Consider the following 17,636-nt stretch of genomic DNA (forward strand, 5'->3'; position numbering starts at 1 on the left):
CCATTAAATCCTCCAACTTACTTAGCTGCCTCAACTACTGCCGTCTTTTTTAAGTATGACCGCCATGTTATACACCATTTATCTGGATGGTCAAGGAAATCTTGCTCATCCATTTTGTGGATTGTACTATTATGCGGAGCTGATTTAACAATTTCTGGATTTTCATATGCTTCCTTTGAAATTTGCTCAAGCGCATGAATATATTCATCCAAGTCTTCCTTGGAATAGGATTCTGTAGGTTCTAACGTAAAAGGCTGCTTAACAATATATGGATGGTGACTTGTCCAGTAATGCAGGCCAAAGTCTGTCATTCTTCTTGTTACATCCTCAGTCGTTACACCTGTTTCTTTCGTCATCTGTTCCCAGCTATAACGAACCTGCTCTAAACGATGCCCCTTTACATACGGTGCACTGGCTCCGCGAATAGCTAGTACTTTGTGATACATATAGTTATTATTTAATACAGCAATTTTTGCTACTTCCTTCAGCCCTTCAGCTCCTAGTGCACGGATCCAGGCATATGCCCGCAAAACCGTTTGAGCGACACCATGAAAGGAGCGAACCTTGCCAATGGATTGCTCTAAATCGTATTGGAGTGAATATTTGCCATCCCTATGTTCGACGATCGGTGCAGGCAAGAATTCCTTTAACTTGGCGATGACACCTAATGCTCCAGTTGCTGGACCTCCACACATATGTGGTGCTGCAAAGGTTTTATGAAGATTAAAGAAACACATATCAAATCCTGCTTCTTTTGCTCTCGTAATGCCTAATAATCCATTTGCATTTGCTTGATCATAAAAGCATAGCCCGCCTGCTTGATGAACAATATCAGTAAATTCCTTAATCCTTGGGTTAAAAATTCCTGTATCTTCTGGATTTGCTACAACAAAGCCTGCTGTCCGCTCGGATACAGCCGCCTTTAATTTATCTATATCAGGGAAACCATCTTCATCCGGATGCAAAGTAATTATTTTGTATCCTTTAACCGCTGCAGTTGCTGCCTGTGATGGATGAGAGAAAATGGTTGTGATAATTTCATTTCGCTGATCTCCTTCTCCCCTTGATTCATGATATTTTCGTACAATCGAAGCCATTGCAAACAATGCTTGTGTTCCACTGCCAGGCTGGAAGGAGAAACAGTCCATGCCTGAAATCTCCCGCATACATAAATCAAGCTTATGGAATATTTCTAGCATTCCCTGAACCGTTTCTTCATTTTGCAATGGGTGCAGTTCCATCATCTTTGGATCACGAATCAACAGCTCATTAATTTTCGGGATGTATTTCATCGTACAAGTGCCCTGGCCAATTTCCACGTTAAAATCAGAGCCTAATGTTTCTTGAGAAAGTCTTACATAATGTCGAAGTACACGTGCCTGCCCAATCTCCGGGAGACCTAGTCTGCCTTTTCTCTGCATCGCTTCCGGAATAACTGAAATTCCGTCACCAACAGCTAATGCCACTTCTTTATTAACGGGAGGCAGTTCTACCCCTTTCTCCCCCGGCTGATGGAGTTCAAAAATAATCGGTTCATTCCATTTCGCTTGGTGAAAATCACGCGTTTTGTTTGTACGGGTAATCCTTTGCATATTTTACAGCTCCTTTCTATTTTTCTATCACTTCTTTAATTGATTGAACGAGATGATCAATATCCTCTTTCGTATGAACTTCTGTTACACAATACAAGGCTGACTGGCCAAACTCAGGAAATTCATTTGATAGGTCTTTTCCACCAAAAATCTTCTTTTCAAGCAGGCGTTTATTCAATTCTTCAACTGAAAGCCCTGTATGATTAAAATCAACGACAAACTCCTTAAAAAATGGCGAGTTCAAACAAGATCCAGTTATATTAGGAATTTGATTTAATCGCTGAACAGCATATTGGCTATTTTGCATAATGGCTTGGCCTACTTCATACATCCCATCCGGTCCTAGGAGAGCTAAGTAAACACCTGCCGTAATTCCCCATAATGCTGTTTGTGTACCAACAGATTCTTTTCCTTCTTCCCTTAAGGCAAATGATGTCCGATCATAATAAACATCTCCAAATCCGTACTCTCCCTCTTTCACTGTTGGAACAATCCCAAACAATCTTGATGGGAACTCCTGAACAAACTTCACTTCATCACGAGTAGCAATGAAACCAGCCTGCCCTCCACTGAAGTTCATATGCATGCCTAGCGGCTGAAGATCTCCACAGATGATATCAGCACCATAATGACTAGGTGGTGCCATTACTCCTAATGAAATCGGATCAACTCCTACTACCATTAAAGACTGATTACCCTTTAATAACTTTGAAATTTCTGGTCCCTGTTCTTCAATGAATCCAAGATAGGATGGGTTTTCAAAATAAAGGGCGGCAACATCTTCCGTTAATTTTGCTTTTAGATCCTTGAGGTCCATGGCTCCCGTTTTCACATCAAAATGAACAAACTCAAATTGTAAATCTGGTGTGCCATAATTGATTATGATATCTCTGCGCTCTGGTGCTGTTGTCTTTGTAAGAAGCACTTTCTTTTTGCCAGTGATTCTCGCAGCCATTCGAATAGAAGTAGCGGCTGCTTGCCCCCAATCAAAAGTTGGAACATTAACAACATCCATATCTACCAATTCGGCTACTAAACTTTGATACTCAAACAGTGCATGAAAGCGTCCATGGTCCTCATAAGGCTCCCCGGCATATGCCGTCAAAAATTCTGAACGCTGATTGATTTCGTCACAAACAGCTGGGATAAAATGCTGCCAGCAGCCTGCACCAAGGAAATTAAGATATTCCTTTGTACTCGTATTCTTGTTAAGTATGCCTTCGATATGACGTCTAAGCTCATATTCCGTTAATGCAGGTGGAATATTCATATTTTCTTTTAGCTTTAATTCATCTGGTATGCAAGAATATAACTCCATAATATTTTTGGCACCGATCACTTTTAACATTTCTTCCTGTACTTTCGGTACCATATTTGGTATATAAGGATGTACCTTTTGAGTCATTCGTATAGCCTCCCAACAATCATTTAAAATTAAAATACTATAGAAGTATTCAACCTATGCTAATCCGCCACCATCAACAGTGAGGTGGGTTCCTGTTACCCAAGCTGACAAATCACTTGCCAGGAATAACACACCTTTTGCAATATCTCTCGGTGTCCCAATTCTTTCTAATGGACGCCCTACTGCAGATGAAGCTAAGAAAGCGTCTTCCTGAAGGTTAAGCTGCTTTGCCTCACTTCTAAGCAATGGCGTATCCGTATCCCCTGGGCAAATGCAGTTTACACGTATATTCTGCGGGCCATGGTCAATCGCCATCGCCTTCGTTAAATTCACTACTCCAGCTTTAGCAGCACAATAGGCAGCTGCTTTGTCTCCACCTTTTAACCCCCATCCAGAACCAGTATTAATAATGCTCCCGCCATTCGTTTCCATTAAAGGAATTAAATGCTTTGAAAGGAGATATGCCCCTTTTAGAGAGACATCAATCACCAGATCCCAATCTGATTCCTCTAAATCGACAACTGATTTTCTCCTTATGACTCCCGCATTATTAAAAAGAACATCCACACGTCCATAATTTATCTCAATATACTCCTTAACATCGATACAATCCTTATTACTTGTCACATCACAACGGACGAACTCTACCTTATAATCCTTTTCAACTAGATTATTAGCAGCCCTTTGTCCACTTTCTTCATTAATATCCAGCATAATTACTTTCGACCCGACTTCAGCTAGAAGCTCAGCTGTTTCCAGTCCAATTCCAGATGCGGCACCAGTAACGACAGATACTTTGTCTTTTATTCCGAAATAATCTTGAGCACTCATTGTTTCCCTCCTAGATATGAAATCCCTTTCAAAAATACGGTGCATTTTTTTAAAAGCTTAATAAAAGATTAGTAATATTTTAAGTAAAACTTTTACTATTATATTTTACTAATACATTTCGGAATTTTCAATATATTCAACCTAGTAAATAGCAAGTAATTAAAAAATATTTTTCGACAGATTCTCCAAAAAACGTAAATACTTTTTAGACCATGAGAATAGCCCATGCCTTCGAAGCATGAGCTTTGTTATTAACAATTTTTTAGTTTTGTATTCCCTATTCCCCATTAATCATATGTCCAGCTATTAAAAAAACACTAGATGTCCAAGTAAACGCCGGGTCACGAAGACCTTTTCCAGTAAGAGCATTAAAGTTTTCTGCCATACCAGATTGATTAGCCATTTTACAAAACTTTTCAGCCGTTATTTTTGCTAATTCTTCTTTCCCACACGCCTGCAGCCCATCGATCAGCAGCATAGTGGACGGAGCCCAAATCGGCCCTCGCCAATAGCCATCTTCACGATAAAAAGGACTCTTAACACTCTCCGTTGCAAAACCATATTCCGTACAAAAATGATGTCTATCTACCAATCCATCTATTAAGATTTCCTTCTGTTCATTTGTCAGCCGCTCACCTAAAATAAGAGGAATATACAGTAAAAGACTCTCTGTTTCAATCGGTTCATGAGAGTGGGATATACATGCCCGGAATCCTTCTCCCGTCCAGAAATGGTCCATCATTTTCATGAACGTTTTATCAGCACGGAGCTTCCACTCAAGGGCTTCCTCCATTTTTTCGAGACGCTCTGCTATCATCGCTAGGACGTCCATTTGTATAATTAAGAATGCTGATAAATCAGGTGTTTCTACTGGAATACCTTTTGAAAAAACCGTGCTATTGTCCCAGCCGCTATCATTCCCATGATTATATTGAGCAATTCCATCCAAATCATCATCCCGATGAAAAAACCACCAATTCGTCCATCGAGCAAGTGGGGTATAAACCTCTTTTAATTTTTTATCATCAATGAAATCAGAACGGTCCATCATCCATTTCAAGGTCCAGCCATGGATAGGTGGTTTACAGCAATTCCATAATGCCCATTGATTATTTAAAAAATCCGGTAATGCCCCAGACTCATCTTGCTGATCAAAGAAAATACAAAATTGATCCCATGCAAGCACTGGTTGTTTTTCGATTAATGCCATTGCATTAAAACAGTGGTCCCAGCTCCAAATATTGGTCATCCAATTTTTCGACATGTACATAGCTGGTCTAGTTAATAATCCATCTGGCTTCACAACGCTTGACCATGTTATGTATGATGCCATGTCATGTCCCTTTTGAAAAATGGCAGGCACGTTCAATGAATTCTCCTGCCATTGTTTATATTCGTTAGCTACCCGTAAGGCATTTTCCGAAAAGCTCATTTCGAGACTTTTCTCTTGTTCAAAAACAAGCTGATATTCAGAAATAGCAAAGTCAAATATTTGACTAGTGGAATCTGGATGACAACGTACAATAATATGCTTGCTTTTATCTACTTTAAAAGGAGCATCAACTTGTACAGAACCTTCTAACGGAATAATTCGAAAGCGGCGTTCTTGAACAAAGCTATTAATCTCCCAAGTCTGATCAGGAAAAGGTAATGCATAATCATAGGCACCTGTAAGGGCTGTAAGTTTTAAACCTATCCGATGTCCTCTTATACGAATGGATGAATCTGAGCTAAAGCAGCATTCTACAATATCACCGCTGCCATCCATTGCAATCAGCTTTAATACATGCGGCTCCATTTCTGCTTCATAATCAATCACTTCGTTACCGCGAACAACATCTATTTTAAAAATGGCACCATTTTTCTCATCTCCACCTCGAATATGGCGAATGTATAATGATTTCTGATCACTGTCCCGTCTAAATACAGGGGAAATGACCAAAAAGGAGCCAAATCGGCTAAACGGTATTGTCATATGTTCTACTTTCATCTATTTCTACCTCCCTGGATACAAAATGGATGAACCTCCATTCATCCATGTTTATTTCAAACTAGTTGACTGTACTCCTTCGACAATTTTCTTTTGTGCTAGGAAGAATAGAATGAGCGGCACGATACTAATCAAGAACGTTACAGCCATAATCCCATTCGTATCTACATCATGAACCCCTTTAAATTGCGCTAATCCAAGTGTTAACGTATATTTACTTTGGTCATTCAAGAAAATTAATGGACCTAAGTAATCATTCCAGGTTCCTAATATATTAAATACTGCAATTAAAACAATGACTGGCCATACTAAAGGCAGATAGATTTTGTAATAGATTTGGAACACATTCGCCCCATCCATTCTCGCAGCTTCATCTAATTCTTTCGGAATTGACATAATAAATTGACGTAACAAGAAGATATAAAAGGCTGAACCGAACCACGATGGAATGATTAACGCCTTCAGCGAATTAATCCATCCAAACATATTGAATGCCATATATTGTGGAATCATGGTTACATCCCATGGAATCATCATCGTTGCCAAAAGGATAATAAAGAGAAAATCTCGTCCTTTAAATTTAAAACGGGCAAATCCATAAGCAACAAGGGTTGAGGAAATAATTTGTCCGATTGTCGTAAGTACTGTCACAATCAAACTATTGACTAAATATAGATTGAAGGGCTGACTATTCCACGCATTTAAAAAGTTTTCAAAGTGCCAAGTAGATGGCAATAGCTTCGGTGGATATTGGTAAAGCTCATCCGGAGCCTTAAGTGCCGTTGTAACCATCCAAATAAATGGGGCCAGAAATAACATTGATAATAAAATTAATAAGGTATACACAAAGAATTTATGTAATCCTTTTTGCATTTTCACTCCGAGTCACCACCATTTCTATTCTATTTATCATTCTTCACTTCATTCTCGTAATACACCCATACACTAGAAGATTTAAATACAAGCATGGTTAAGGACAATATAATAATGAACATGACCCACGCATTTGCAGAAGAATACCCCATTTTAAAATATTTAAATGCATTTTCGTAGACATACATTGCATAGAAATATGTCGACTGAAGGGGCCCACCACCCGTTAATACAAGTGCTAATGTCAGCGTTTGAAATGCACCGATAATAGTCATAATCAAGTTAAACAGAATGGTTGGGGTAAGCAGTGGCACTGTAATTTTAAAGAATTTATATATTTTCCCAGCTCCATCTATTTCTGCAGCCTCATATAAATCTTGTGGAATATTCTTCAGTCCTGATAAAAAGATAAGCATCATCGTCCCTTGACCCCACAAACTTGCGATGACCATCGCGACTAACGCCCAGCTAGTATCATTCAGCCAATTTGGCCCTTCAATTCCAATTAAGGAAAGTAAATAGTTTAAGATTCCATACTCTCCGTCGTAAACGGTTCCCCAAATCATCGCAAGCGCAACACCAGATATGACAGAAGGTACATAGAAGAATGTTCGAAACCATGAACTTCCCTTTACCTTTTGGTTTAATAGCATTGCAAGCAATAATGCTAGAATAATGTTTAAAGGGACAAAGAAAAGCGCAAACTTCAAGGTAATCCATAAGGAAGACCAGAATAACGGATCATCCGTAAACATAGTAATATAGTTAGTTAACCCGATAAATTTCTTTTCACCAACAATCGGCCAATCAAAGAAACTAATGATAAATGAAAATAGCAATGGTCCTAACGTGAATACGATAAAACCAATAATCCATGGGGAGATGAATAAATATGGGACTATTTTATTCCATTTTTTCTTTTTTTGGTAAACCGGGTTATATTCCGCATTGACACCTACATCTGTTTTCATAAAAACCTCCTCTTCCCCTATTTCATCTTGTCACAACCAAAAAAATTGCCACTCCGAATTCTAATGATCATTGAGGTTCCTACACACCCAATTATCTAGAATGGCAGTGACAATACATACCCTCGAACTATATGATTTTATTCACTTTTTTATTTTTTCCACCAAACACATTAATCCTTTGTTAAATATTTCTCAGATTCATTTACAACCTTGTCGAATAATGGTTTCCCATCTTGTCCTACCATAACAGCATTGATCGCAGCAGATAGGTTACGGTTTATTTCATTCCAATTTTTATTTAGCAAAAATGCAGGGGAATTTGTGGCATTTTCCAACATTGTATAGAACGGCTCATATAAAGGATTCTCCATCACTTTATTTTTTTCTACGACACTTTTACGTACTGGTAAATCCGCTGTTCTCATATTGATTGCCTTCTCTGAAGAGAAGTATTTTACGAATTTCCATGCTAACTCTTTTTGCTTCGAATCCTTTGCAATTGAAATGGAAGATGAAGAAATTAATCCTTTTACAGGCTTAGAACCGAATGCAGGCATCATTACTGTTCCAAAGTCTACTTTAGCATCTTTAAAGCCCTGAATTGGCCATACTCCGCTAACAAGCATACCGAGTTTGCCAGACTTGAAAATATCACTTGCACTTTGCTGATTTTTGCCTCCAGTTAGAATAGCTGAACCTTCTTTCACCATATCTCCATAAAGTTGAATGGATTCAACCGTTTCAGTACTATTTATAAATCCTTTAATTTCTTTTCCATCATCACTGATGAAGCTTCCGCCATTACTCCAAACTAAACCTTGCAAATCGTACGTATCAGGCTCCGATGTGACAGAAAACCCATATTGCTTTTTACTTTTATCAGTTAGATTTTTGGCAATTTCCTTAAACTCATCCCATGTCCATCCAGCTTGTGGATAAGGAATTTTGTATTGATCAAAGAGCTTTTTATTGTAGTACACAACCATTGTTGAAAAGCCTGCGGGCATGCCGTATAACTTATCATCTACTTTCGAATAGTTAAAGAGCCCCTCATAAAAATCATCCATATTGATATCCGTATCTTTCTCTATATAGGAGTCCAACGGTTCAAGTGATTGGCTATAGGTGGTGAAATCCCACATATACATAACATCAGGCGGGTTCTTTGCTCCAAATGAAGCAGCAATCTTTTGATCAAATCCATCTGCATAGGCTTCTACCTGAACTTTTACATCTTTATTTTCCTTTTCAAATTCCTTTGCAATATCTTGTTGAATTTTTAATGATTCTCCCGTATCCCAAGTCGCGAAGCGCAAGACTGTTTTCCCATCCTTTGTCTCAGTCCCTGAAGTACCATTTGAGCTACAAGCAAACATGATAAGAACGGCGATTGATACAAGCAACGAAAACCAGATTTTCTTTTTTCTCATAGGACCCCTCTTTTCATTTTTTGAATATTAAAAATATAACCGCTTTCATTTTATATTTTCTGAAAGCGGTTAAACACTTTTATTTGTTTTATATTTGTCGCAATTTTTAGTTATTTATAATTATCCTCGTTATATTGTTAGCCTTTCATCGCCTTTTTGTTGGATTCGATAATTTGATGGCGGCAAACCTGTACAGCGTTTAAACCATTTACTAAAGTATTTTGCATCTTGGATGCCAATCTGTTCTCCAATTTCTTGAATGGTTAGCTTCGTTCCTTTTAAAAGCTGTTTGGCAAGATGGAGTTGTTTTTTCTCAATAAATGAATGAATACTGTCGCCAATCTTTTTCTTAAACAATGTACTTAAATGACTCCTGCTCATCCCCACAGCCTCAGCAATATCCGAAACAGTCATAGGCTTTGATAAATTTCTCATAATGTGCTCCACCGCTTGCAAAAGTACGGATGGATATTGATGCAGCATTCCATCCTGCTGCTGGGCATGATGAAATGCCATAACAGACTTTATCCAATCTTGCTTTCCTATGAGCGGCCCTGCATGAATCCAATTTATATCTTGCAGAGCAACCCTCTCTTCAGTTAAATTAGCTAATAATGTTGGGTGGCATGATTCATCCACAAAGAGAAAGGTTAGATTTTTGCCAAATGATATTGTAATAAAATTAAAGGATTGTAAGTCAATCTCCTGAGCCATTGAAGGCATATTTTGAATGAAAAACGCATAAAACTTATGATTCATCCAACCCCATTCACCATTAAAAAGTTCATCCAATTTCTGTTCAAAATTATTATTATATCCACTTAACCACAGTAAGAAGCTTTCATTTAAGCCATCGGTTAGGAAATTTTTTGACGTGCCTGCTATTTCTTTTTGAAAGGAACTTAGAAAATACTCTAACTCTTTATCATCAAAAACTGTCTTTAATAAATAACCTGATGCACCTAGGTTTATCCCTTCCTGTGCAAATTCAAAATCTTTATGACAGCTTAATAAAAGAATTTTCGTTTTTGGTGCTTGCGCTTTAATTTTCCGTGAAAGTTCTAGTCCGCTTTCTTCAGGCATAACAATATCAGTTATGACAACATCAGGTCGGTGAGCCAAAAATTCCTCCCAGCCCCGTTTTCCATTCGAAGCCTCTGCGACTACAGTCATTCCATACTTTTCCCAATTAACAGTAGCACGTAACCCTCTGCGAACAATCGGCTCGTCATCGACTAACAAAACTTTTATACATGCCTTACTCATCATAATGACCTCCCCATCTAATTGGCCAAGAAATTGAAATAACTGTTCCTTGATTAACAACTGAATTCACGCTAATCAAATAGTCGTTCCCATAATGAATATAAAACTTTTGCTTCACATTCGATAAGCCGATTCCGCCACGTACCTTTTCATTTGGCTTCAGGAATAATGTGTTCAGCTTGTCCTGGGACATCCCTTTTCCATTATCCTTTAAGGCCAGCTGAAAATATCCCTTTGTCCTTGTTATTTCCAGTTCGATATTTCCTTTCCCATCCTCAAAAGCATGGAAAAAAATATTTTCGAGCATCGGTTGTATAGTCATCCTTGGGATTAACCCTTGTTCAATCCTATCGTCCATCTTCAAAGAAAAGGTAAAATGCGATCCAAATCGAAGTTCTTGAATAATGAGGAAATGTTTAATTGCCTCTATTTCCTTTTTTAGAGGAATTAATTCAATCGTAAAATCTAAATTTCCTTCAAGTACTTTTGTTAAATGCAGCAGCATTTTCCCAATCTCCTCATTCCCATCTAACCGTGCTTTCCACTGAATAGTGTTTAACGTATTAAATAGAAGATGAGGATTAATTTGATAATGAATTGCTTTCATTTCCGCTTCCCGTTTCATTAATTCTTTCTGTCTGACTTCTTCCATTAATTGTTTGATTCTATCAACCATCCGATTAAAATGAAGCCCAAGCTTACCAATCTCATCCTTTGTATGAAACGAAACCTTCTTTTCAAAAACCCCTTTACTCACTTCTTCCATTGCAAATTTTAGATTTAATATTCTTTTTGTAAATTGATTTGAAAAAATATACGAAAGAATAAGTGCTAAAAAAAATGCAACTAGAATTCCTATCAAAACGATCTTAAATATTACATTAGAAGATTGATAAAAAGCATCTCTAGGTACACGAATTTCCAATTCCCAATTATTAATGTGAGTATATTCTTTCCAGACCACGTCATCCTTTAAATCTTGTTCATCACTTTTCGTTTGGTATAAAAGTTTCCCCGTTTCATCCCGTATTGATATTCTTGAATGTAAATCTTCCTCTAATAAATTCATTGAATCAAATAAACTATCTAAATCGGTTTCAATAAAAAGAAAACTATCGTTTAACACACCATATGAAAACTTTAACGGAACAAGCAGCCCAAGGGCATATTGTAGATCATTGTATCGATAATGATTTGGTTTATAAATTCCTATTTCTGTATTTCCACTCCGAAAGCCACGCTTCCACAGTTCAAGCTTTTTAAATTGATCTACTTTAAAACTATAGTTCCCATAGTAATAGCCAGACGATGTGATAACATATATCCCTCGTATATTTGATTTTTCATGTGCTTGTAAAAGTCTCTCCAAATTATTTGCGACTTTGAAATCCCAATACGTTTCAGGTTTCTGATGCTTTAGATTAATCGATGTATTATCAGCTAAATACTGTTGGATTGCAGCAGTTCCATAATACATATCTACTAAAATTTGATTAAGCTCTGTTTTAATTTTTTCACCAGAAAACTGGTTGTAATTTGATATCTTTCCATTCACCACTTTTGTTGACTGCATATAAGAAATTACGCCTAAGGTTAATAATGGGAGCAACGCCACAATTAAAAACATAAAGAAAAGTTTCTTCTGTGTACTAAGAATATTGGTAAATTTCATATGTACCCCTACCCATATACCATTTTTTTAAAAACATAAAAACATGAATGAAGTTTCATACATTTAGTACAGGACCTGAAATATTGACAAAAAACTTACTTAAAAGATTTGCCACTTTTAAAAGGAGAGGACTTTGTTACAATTCAAGAGGATTTTTATTTCGCCATAACAGGCAATTTAATATGAGCTGGGTAAGATTGAGTTTGGTATACTCTTTGAATGACACTTCTTGTCTCCGTGTCTGACAGGTCAAGACCTGTATTATGATCCAGAAAAATAAATTGATTCGTACTAGAAGTGATGGTGAAAATCACCACCCATCATTTTAACAGATCGGTTCATCAAGTGGATTGAACTTATCCACACGTACATCATCCTGTTTCTCCATCTCATGGTCCTCAGCAGGAACACCCATTTCATTTTCAGAAATAACATGAGATAAAGGGTTGCGTGATTAGGAACATATACAAATTCATCATAATCACTATATATTTTCAATTCAGCAGATCGTTCTTCACCATCATTAATAAACACTACTTTCCCATGGTCCGATTAATAAGGACAAATCTTTTCTATTTCTTTAGGCAGGCAGCATTACCTTCATTTGTTTCATTTTGGACAAGCAAGTTTTCTACATGTTCAATGGTTTCCAGTGCAACAGTAATAGGCTTGTACATTTCTAGTTTTAATGTTTCAAACTTAATATTCGTATTTTAAATTTCCGCTTCGGCAATACTACTCAGACTATTTTAAAATTTTAGTAAAAATCAACTTAGTAGAAGATTATATTATTAGTTCTCCATGTGTCAATTAAATAAATAATTTAATACTACTACAGGTAATTTGGAGGTTATTAAATTAACTATAGATTTCTTATAAATAGGTGAAAATACTGCAGTTTATCCCTTCTTTTCGACAACATGATAAAACCTATATCTTCCATCAAAAATTAGGCATTTTAATAGATTCAGAATAGTAAACTTGTTCACTAAAAAAGGTCAGTCTTCATCACTTTTAAGCGATGGAAACTGACCCCAAAAGTTATAATAAAATGTATCAACTCATCAACCTGTTATCCTTACTCTTCCGGATTTAATATCAAAATCTGTTCGTAATTAAAATTCAACTTTATTGTTAAAACAGATTCCATTCGATGCTCATTTCAATTAAATTTAGAATTCTTTCTCGACACTTTTCTTTTATAACAACTGTTTCTATTCGTTTGATACTACATCAATAACCAGATTATCAAGCATGAAATCTTTATAGCCATTAAAGTTAGCTTGTGAGTCTTTCACCCCCTGAGTATCAGCAGCTTTGTTAGTAGAATAAATACCAAACCAGCTTTGACCTGATTCATCTCCTGTTAAAATAAAAGAATATGTGCCCGCTTTTACATTCTTATCACTGCTTGCAGTTGATTTTAGTTCATTCTTTGTTAATACACCTTTTTCTTCAAATGGTGCATTCCCTGTTACTACTGCGTAAGTTCCATCACTGCCTGCTTCATAATCAAAAGTGATTCTATATGTTACTCCTGGTTTAAATTTGAAGTTTTGAGGGATCGTTTGGTATACAAGTGCCTCACGTTCTGTTAAACCATTCGTTTTAAGTGACCATTTACCGGCAATAACATCATTTACCACTTTTTGGTTCCAGCCTCTTTGTGTATATGGTGCATGAAATTCTGCAAGGTGCGTTCTATTATCTTCCACCCCTTCAATATTTCCAATGACAAACGGGTAGATCCCTTGTGCTACATTTTCAAAATCTTGTACGAATTTATTGCTGCTTTCTTGATTTTTGGCATTATTTTCTATGATGCGGATATCATCAAAGTAACTTGCACCATCTCCAGCATCTCTAGATAAATCAATGGTTACATCAGATGGATTCTTACCCGTTTCAAAGAATACATATAAATTTTGAAAATAACTTGTGCCATCTACCGTTGAGGTCATTTGACCATCTGCTTTTGCCTGCTCCGTGCCTAGCGTATTATGTGCATAAGCTCTAACATAGTTTTTGGCGATAGATTTACCCGTACTATTCGTATACTTTTTACCATTAGAAGTAATGGTCATACTTGCTTGCGCTTCACTTCGGTTGTCTATACCAACATAAGCAGCATATTTCGTATTTGGTTTTAATCCCGTTACTTTTTGAGTAACATCTACTTTCTTTTTATTATTAGAGATTGTTAGCATGTTATTATTGCCTTCACTCTTCGTAATTGTTACTGCTTTAGAATCCCCCTTAACTTTCCAATCCTTTAAGGAATTGCTGTTAAAACCAGTATCCACAAGATGCATGCCTTCGCTCCATTTAACATCTTTGTTAGCTTTTCTTTCTTTATAAATGACATAGGCAGTGGATTTTTTTGCATCTAATGTGATTTTGCCATTTTTAATCTTAACATTTTGTCCATTGTCCTTTCCTAACTCAGTTAACTCATAAACTTTAACCGTCCCTTGCCAGCCAGCTGGAACTGTCCAGGTTGTTTCTCCCCCGTTTGTGTTCCAGTGATATAATTTCTCGTCTGCTGTTGATAACTTTTTACCACTTTGATCCCACAACCATGGAATTAAGTATTTTTCATCACCAGGTTTACCTTCAAATATCCGATTGCCATTAAATGACATGATTCTTGTTCGATATCCATCTTTATCATTGGCAAAATCATTAGACTTTCTTTCAATGGTAAGTGTATTTTCACCAGTATCATCCTTTAATACTGCCTTCATTCCTGGTACCCAGTTATAAGCTTGATGTTTATCATCGATCATTTCAACTGCTTTTCCATCTTCCCACTGTGTTACTTGGTAATGCTGAATAAATTTTGTTGGAACGTTTACGGCAAATAAGTTATCCAAATAGGCTTTGTAATCACTTCTGCCTTGCCATCCTTCAAAGTCTTTCATGCTATAGCCGAATAATAATGGCGCATCTGCATCACCGCCATACTTAGGATAGTTGCCAATCCATGCATCTTTTTGATGGTTTTTAATGAAACGAGTGATGGTACTATTAATGCCTTTTAGAGTATAGCCACCATAAGTTAAATCAGCAGCCCAGTGTTGAAATGTTGAATCATATTCGTTGGCATATCCCCACTCACTGCCTAAGCGCCAGCCTAAACTATTAATTTCCTTACTTAGCTGGCGGCTTGGCCATGTACTATTATCACCTGACTGTCCATTGCCCCAAACGTCTACATAAATAAAATCTAAATCATTCTTTTTGCCGCCAAGAACATCATAAAAATCCTTGAATCGCTGTGCTCTGCCATTTCTTAAATCATAATCCGCATTAATGTTTATTCCTTGATCAATCCAGTTCCAGCCATATTTATACGTTCCATCTGGATTTTTTAATAAACGATCTTCTTGAAAATACTTTGATTCTGGATATGTTTCACTTGCATTTACATGTACGCCAAAGGTTGCGCCATATTCTTTCCCCTTCGCTAGCAATGTTTTCATATCCTTTGCGCCACCAATGCGCGTGCCAATATCTGCATAGTTTAAATGGCCAGAATCATGCCCTTCACTCCCATACCCTTTCAGCAGGATCGATTGTCCCAATCCATCGGTACTTAGGTAAAACTTCTTCACTCCGTCTAATGCCATTAAGAAAGGATTTTGCGCTTGACCGCCAAAGTTCATGCTAATGCGGTAACCAACTAAATCAGGAACCTTTTCTGTCCCTAGAGGTTCATTCATAATTTTTCTATAAGCAATCGCTCCATCTTGCCAGTTTACTTTTTTATCCCCATTCTCGTCAGCTGTAATAATAACTTTCACGGACGGCATTTCATCGACCTTGTTTACTGTTCCATCTTCTAGCTCCAGTGTGCCATCTTCCTTACGATGTTCTTCTGATTTTTGATAAGTCCAAAAGGTACTGCTTAAACCAATGGTTTTTGTCCCTGCACTATTCGTCGTAGCCGTAGCTGTAATTCTTTGTGCATCCGTCTTTGCAGCATAAGAATCTGGAGCTAATTTTTTCGCTAAATTATTTTCTGTATTAGACCATATACCTGCACTTAATTCATCATTAGAAAGGAAGGCATACATATATCCTTTTTGCTCTTCATCTTGCGTATTTAAATCTTTATCTACCTTTACCTGTCTGTCACCATTGATACGTGTATTTGTAGACATCTGGACGCCATCAAGTACCGCATCTCTTTGACTGCTATTTACTGAAATTAGATGGTGATTAGGAATTTCAATTGTTTTTACAATTTTGTTGTCTGCAATTTTTGTAATATTAAACTCCAAAATATTCTCTTTAACAACCATTTCTGCAGTAATAACTGCCGAGATATTATTGCTGGCGTCTTCTAAAGTCATCTCATATTCAATTTTATCAGGTGTAACTTTTGCTTTTACTTTTGGCTTCACTGCTATGTCATTAATAAGGATTTTATCTACTGCCTCAGTCTGTCCATTAAATGTCTTCCCTGCTCCATTTCCCGATACTAAATCGTATCGAATGACTCTTGGAAAATTTACATCAACAAGAACATCCATTTGATTAGAAGAAATAACAGCTTGTGCACTTTGTGGAATGATTTGGCTTCCTGCCTGTTTAAAATCCGCTTTTCCTTCAGCTAGTATCGGGGTACTATTCGCAAACACTGTAGAACCTACCACACTTCCAGCTAAAAGTACTGCCATTGTTTTTCTAAACTTTTTTCTTGAGTTCCCCATAAGCACTCCCCTTTGTCGTTTTTCATTTGGTAACTTGCACTTCTGGCATTGATTGTTTCTTCAGAGGTATCGATTCCTTTGCCTTTTGAGTTTTTGATAGTATGTGAAAACAGTTGAGAATATTTCAAAACCAGAAGCGGTTAGCGGTTACCAGCCTAACCTTATATTCAAGGGTACGTTTGTTAAAACGCTTACACAAGCGAGATATTGTTCTATTTTTTAGGAATATTGTTTTTTGTGAATATTCACTAAAATAGTCCTAATCCGAAATGCATGCATTAAATTTTCTATTTATTTTATTAGGCTGTTGGATAAACCTGATATTTGGGAATGAAGGGGAACTTCGCAAATGAGGACGGAGGGAGAGGAAACTATACGAAAAAATGGCTTTTATCTTATTTTTTACAGTGATATTCCGCTAAGAATTTATGTTTTTTTACGAGTATAATATATAGAAAAATTCCACAAATACATAAAAAAAGGAAAGGCAGATTTATTCTTCCTTTCCTACTTTTTTATATAACTCCATCCATTTCTTAACCAAACGCTTCGGTGCCGCACGCAAATAGGCTTCTTGAATAAGATCATTCAACTCTTCCCAGTTATCCCCTGCCGGATTTTGGATCGACACCCAGCCGTGATGTCCTATATATGGAGTTTTGTAAAAATACTCTTTCTGCAGCAATATTTCTTGGGTTTCCCGATCTGACTTGAACGACAGCCTAAATCCTCTTTCGCTTTCACCCGAAATAACAAAGGATTTTCCATTGATTTTAAATGTATTATGACCAAAGCCATCGATTATTTCGACAGCTTCGGGCAGTGCAAGACAGATTTTTCGTACATTATCCAGCATGACAGCTGTGTCATGTAATTCCATTTGTTTATTCT

General features: G+C 36.9%; 11 protein-coding genes. All 11 read right to left on the reverse strand.

The window, feature by feature from the left end:
• Positions 1 to 17: 17 nt before the first annotated feature.
• Positions 18 to 1,592 (reverse strand): aminomethyl-transferring glycine dehydrogenase subunit GcvPB, encoded by a 1,575-nt coding sequence (gene gcvPB, locus ASU02_RS02790; protein ID WP_057760757.1) that lies wholly within the window; start codon positions 1,590 to 1,592, stop codon positions 18 to 20.
• Between the two features lie 16 nt (positions 1,593 to 1,608).
• Entirely contained in the window at positions 1,609 to 2,997 is a 1,389-nt protein-coding gene (gene gcvPA / locus ASU02_RS02795; RefSeq protein WP_057760759.1) for an aminomethyl-transferring glycine dehydrogenase subunit GcvPA, read from the reverse strand.
• A gap of 54 nt (positions 2,998 to 3,051) precedes the next feature.
• Positions 3,052 to 3,828, reverse strand: a complete 777-nt coding sequence (locus tag ASU02_RS02800) for an SDR family NAD(P)-dependent oxidoreductase (protein ID WP_057760761.1) — start codon at positions 3,826 to 3,828, stop codon at positions 3,052 to 3,054.
• A gap of 277 nt (positions 3,829 to 4,105) precedes the next feature.
• Entirely contained in the window at positions 4,106 to 5,818 is a 1,713-nt protein-coding gene (locus tag ASU02_RS02805; protein ID WP_057760763.1) for an amylo-alpha-1,6-glucosidase, read from the reverse strand.
• 51 nt (positions 5,819 to 5,869) lie between these two features.
• On the reverse strand, positions 5,870 to 6,691 hold the full coding sequence (locus ASU02_RS02810; protein WP_057761106.1) for a carbohydrate ABC transporter permease: 822 nt from the start codon (positions 6,689 to 6,691) through the stop codon (positions 5,870 to 5,872).
• Between the two features lie 29 nt (positions 6,692 to 6,720).
• Positions 6,721 to 7,662 (reverse strand): carbohydrate ABC transporter permease, encoded by a 942-nt coding sequence (locus ASU02_RS02815; RefSeq protein WP_057760765.1) that lies wholly within the window; start codon positions 7,660 to 7,662, stop codon positions 6,721 to 6,723.
• A gap of 170 nt (positions 7,663 to 7,832) precedes the next feature.
• Positions 7,833 to 9,092: a sugar ABC transporter substrate-binding protein gene (locus tag ASU02_RS02820; RefSeq protein WP_057760767.1), complete on the reverse strand. Its 1,260-nt coding sequence runs from the start codon at positions 9,090 to 9,092 to the stop codon at positions 7,833 to 7,835.
• A 129-nt stretch (positions 9,093 to 9,221) separates the two neighbouring features.
• Positions 9,222 to 10,358 (reverse strand): response regulator transcription factor, encoded by a 1,137-nt coding sequence (locus ASU02_RS02825; protein WP_057760770.1) that lies wholly within the window; start codon positions 10,356 to 10,358, stop codon positions 9,222 to 9,224.
• On the reverse strand, positions 10,351 to 12,030 hold the full coding sequence (locus tag ASU02_RS02830) for a sensor histidine kinase (RefSeq protein WP_057760772.1): 1,680 nt from the start codon (positions 12,028 to 12,030) through the stop codon (positions 10,351 to 10,353). The genes ASU02_RS02825 and ASU02_RS02830 overlap by 8 nt, the downstream gene beginning before the upstream one ends.
• 1,214 nt (positions 12,031 to 13,244) lie before the next feature.
• The gene (locus ASU02_RS02835) at positions 13,245 to 16,745 is read right to left on the reverse strand and encodes an endo-alpha-N-acetylgalactosaminidase family protein (RefSeq protein WP_057760774.1); all 3,501 of its coding nucleotides are present in this window, start codon (positions 16,743 to 16,745) and stop codon (positions 13,245 to 13,247) included.
• Between the two features lie 493 nt (positions 16,746 to 17,238).
• Complete coding sequence (locus ASU02_RS02840; RefSeq protein ID WP_057760777.1) at positions 17,239 to 17,625, reverse strand: MmcQ/YjbR family DNA-binding protein; 387 nt, start codon at positions 17,623 to 17,625, stop codon at positions 17,239 to 17,241.
• Positions 17,626 to 17,636 lie beyond the last annotated feature (11 nt).

This window comes from Cytobacillus praedii (genome assembly GCF_001439605.1).
In the GTDB taxonomy this organism is placed as follows: Bacteria; Bacillota; Bacilli; order Bacillales; family Cytobacillaceae; genus Cytobacillus; species Cytobacillus praedii.

Bases quoted from the DNA above. Each gene is read 5' to 3' on its own strand.
- ASU02_RS02840 (WP_057760777.1), bottom strand. From the start codon at position 17,625: ATGGAATTACATGACACAGCTGTCATGCTGGATAATGTACGAAAAATC.
- ASU02_RS02805 (WP_057760763.1), bottom strand. From the start codon at position 5,818: ATGAAAGTAGAACATATGACAATACCGTTTAGCCGATTTGGCTCCTTT.
- ASU02_RS02835 (WP_057760774.1), bottom strand. From the start codon at position 16,745: ATGGGGAACTCAAGAAAAAAGTTTAGAAAAACAATGGCAGTACTTTTA.
- ASU02_RS02810 (WP_057761106.1), bottom strand. From the start codon at position 6,691: ATGCAAAAAGGATTACATAAATTCTTTGTGTATACCTTATTAATTTTA.
- gcvPB (WP_057760757.1), bottom strand. From the start codon at position 1,592: ATGCAAAGGATTACCCGTACAAACAAAACGCGTGATTTTCACCAAGCG.
- ASU02_RS02830 (WP_057760772.1), bottom strand. From the start codon at position 12,030: ATGAAATTTACCAATATTCTTAGTACACAGAAGAAACTTTTCTTTATG.
- ASU02_RS02800 (WP_057760761.1), bottom strand. From the start codon at position 3,828: ATGAGTGCTCAAGATTATTTCGGAATAAAAGACAAAGTATCTGTCGTT.
- ASU02_RS02820 (WP_057760767.1), bottom strand. From the start codon at position 9,092: ATGAGAAAAAAGAAAATCTGGTTTTCGTTGCTTGTATCAATCGCCGTT.
- ASU02_RS02815 (WP_057760765.1), bottom strand. From the start codon at position 7,662: ATGAAAACAGATGTAGGTGTCAATGCGGAATATAACCCGGTTTACCAA.
- ASU02_RS02825 (WP_057760770.1), bottom strand. From the start codon at position 10,358: ATGAGTAAGGCATGTATAAAAGTTTTGTTAGTCGATGACGAGCCGATT.
- gcvPA (WP_057760759.1), bottom strand. From the start codon at position 2,997: ATGACTCAAAAGGTACATCCTTATATACCAAATATGGTACCGAAAGTA.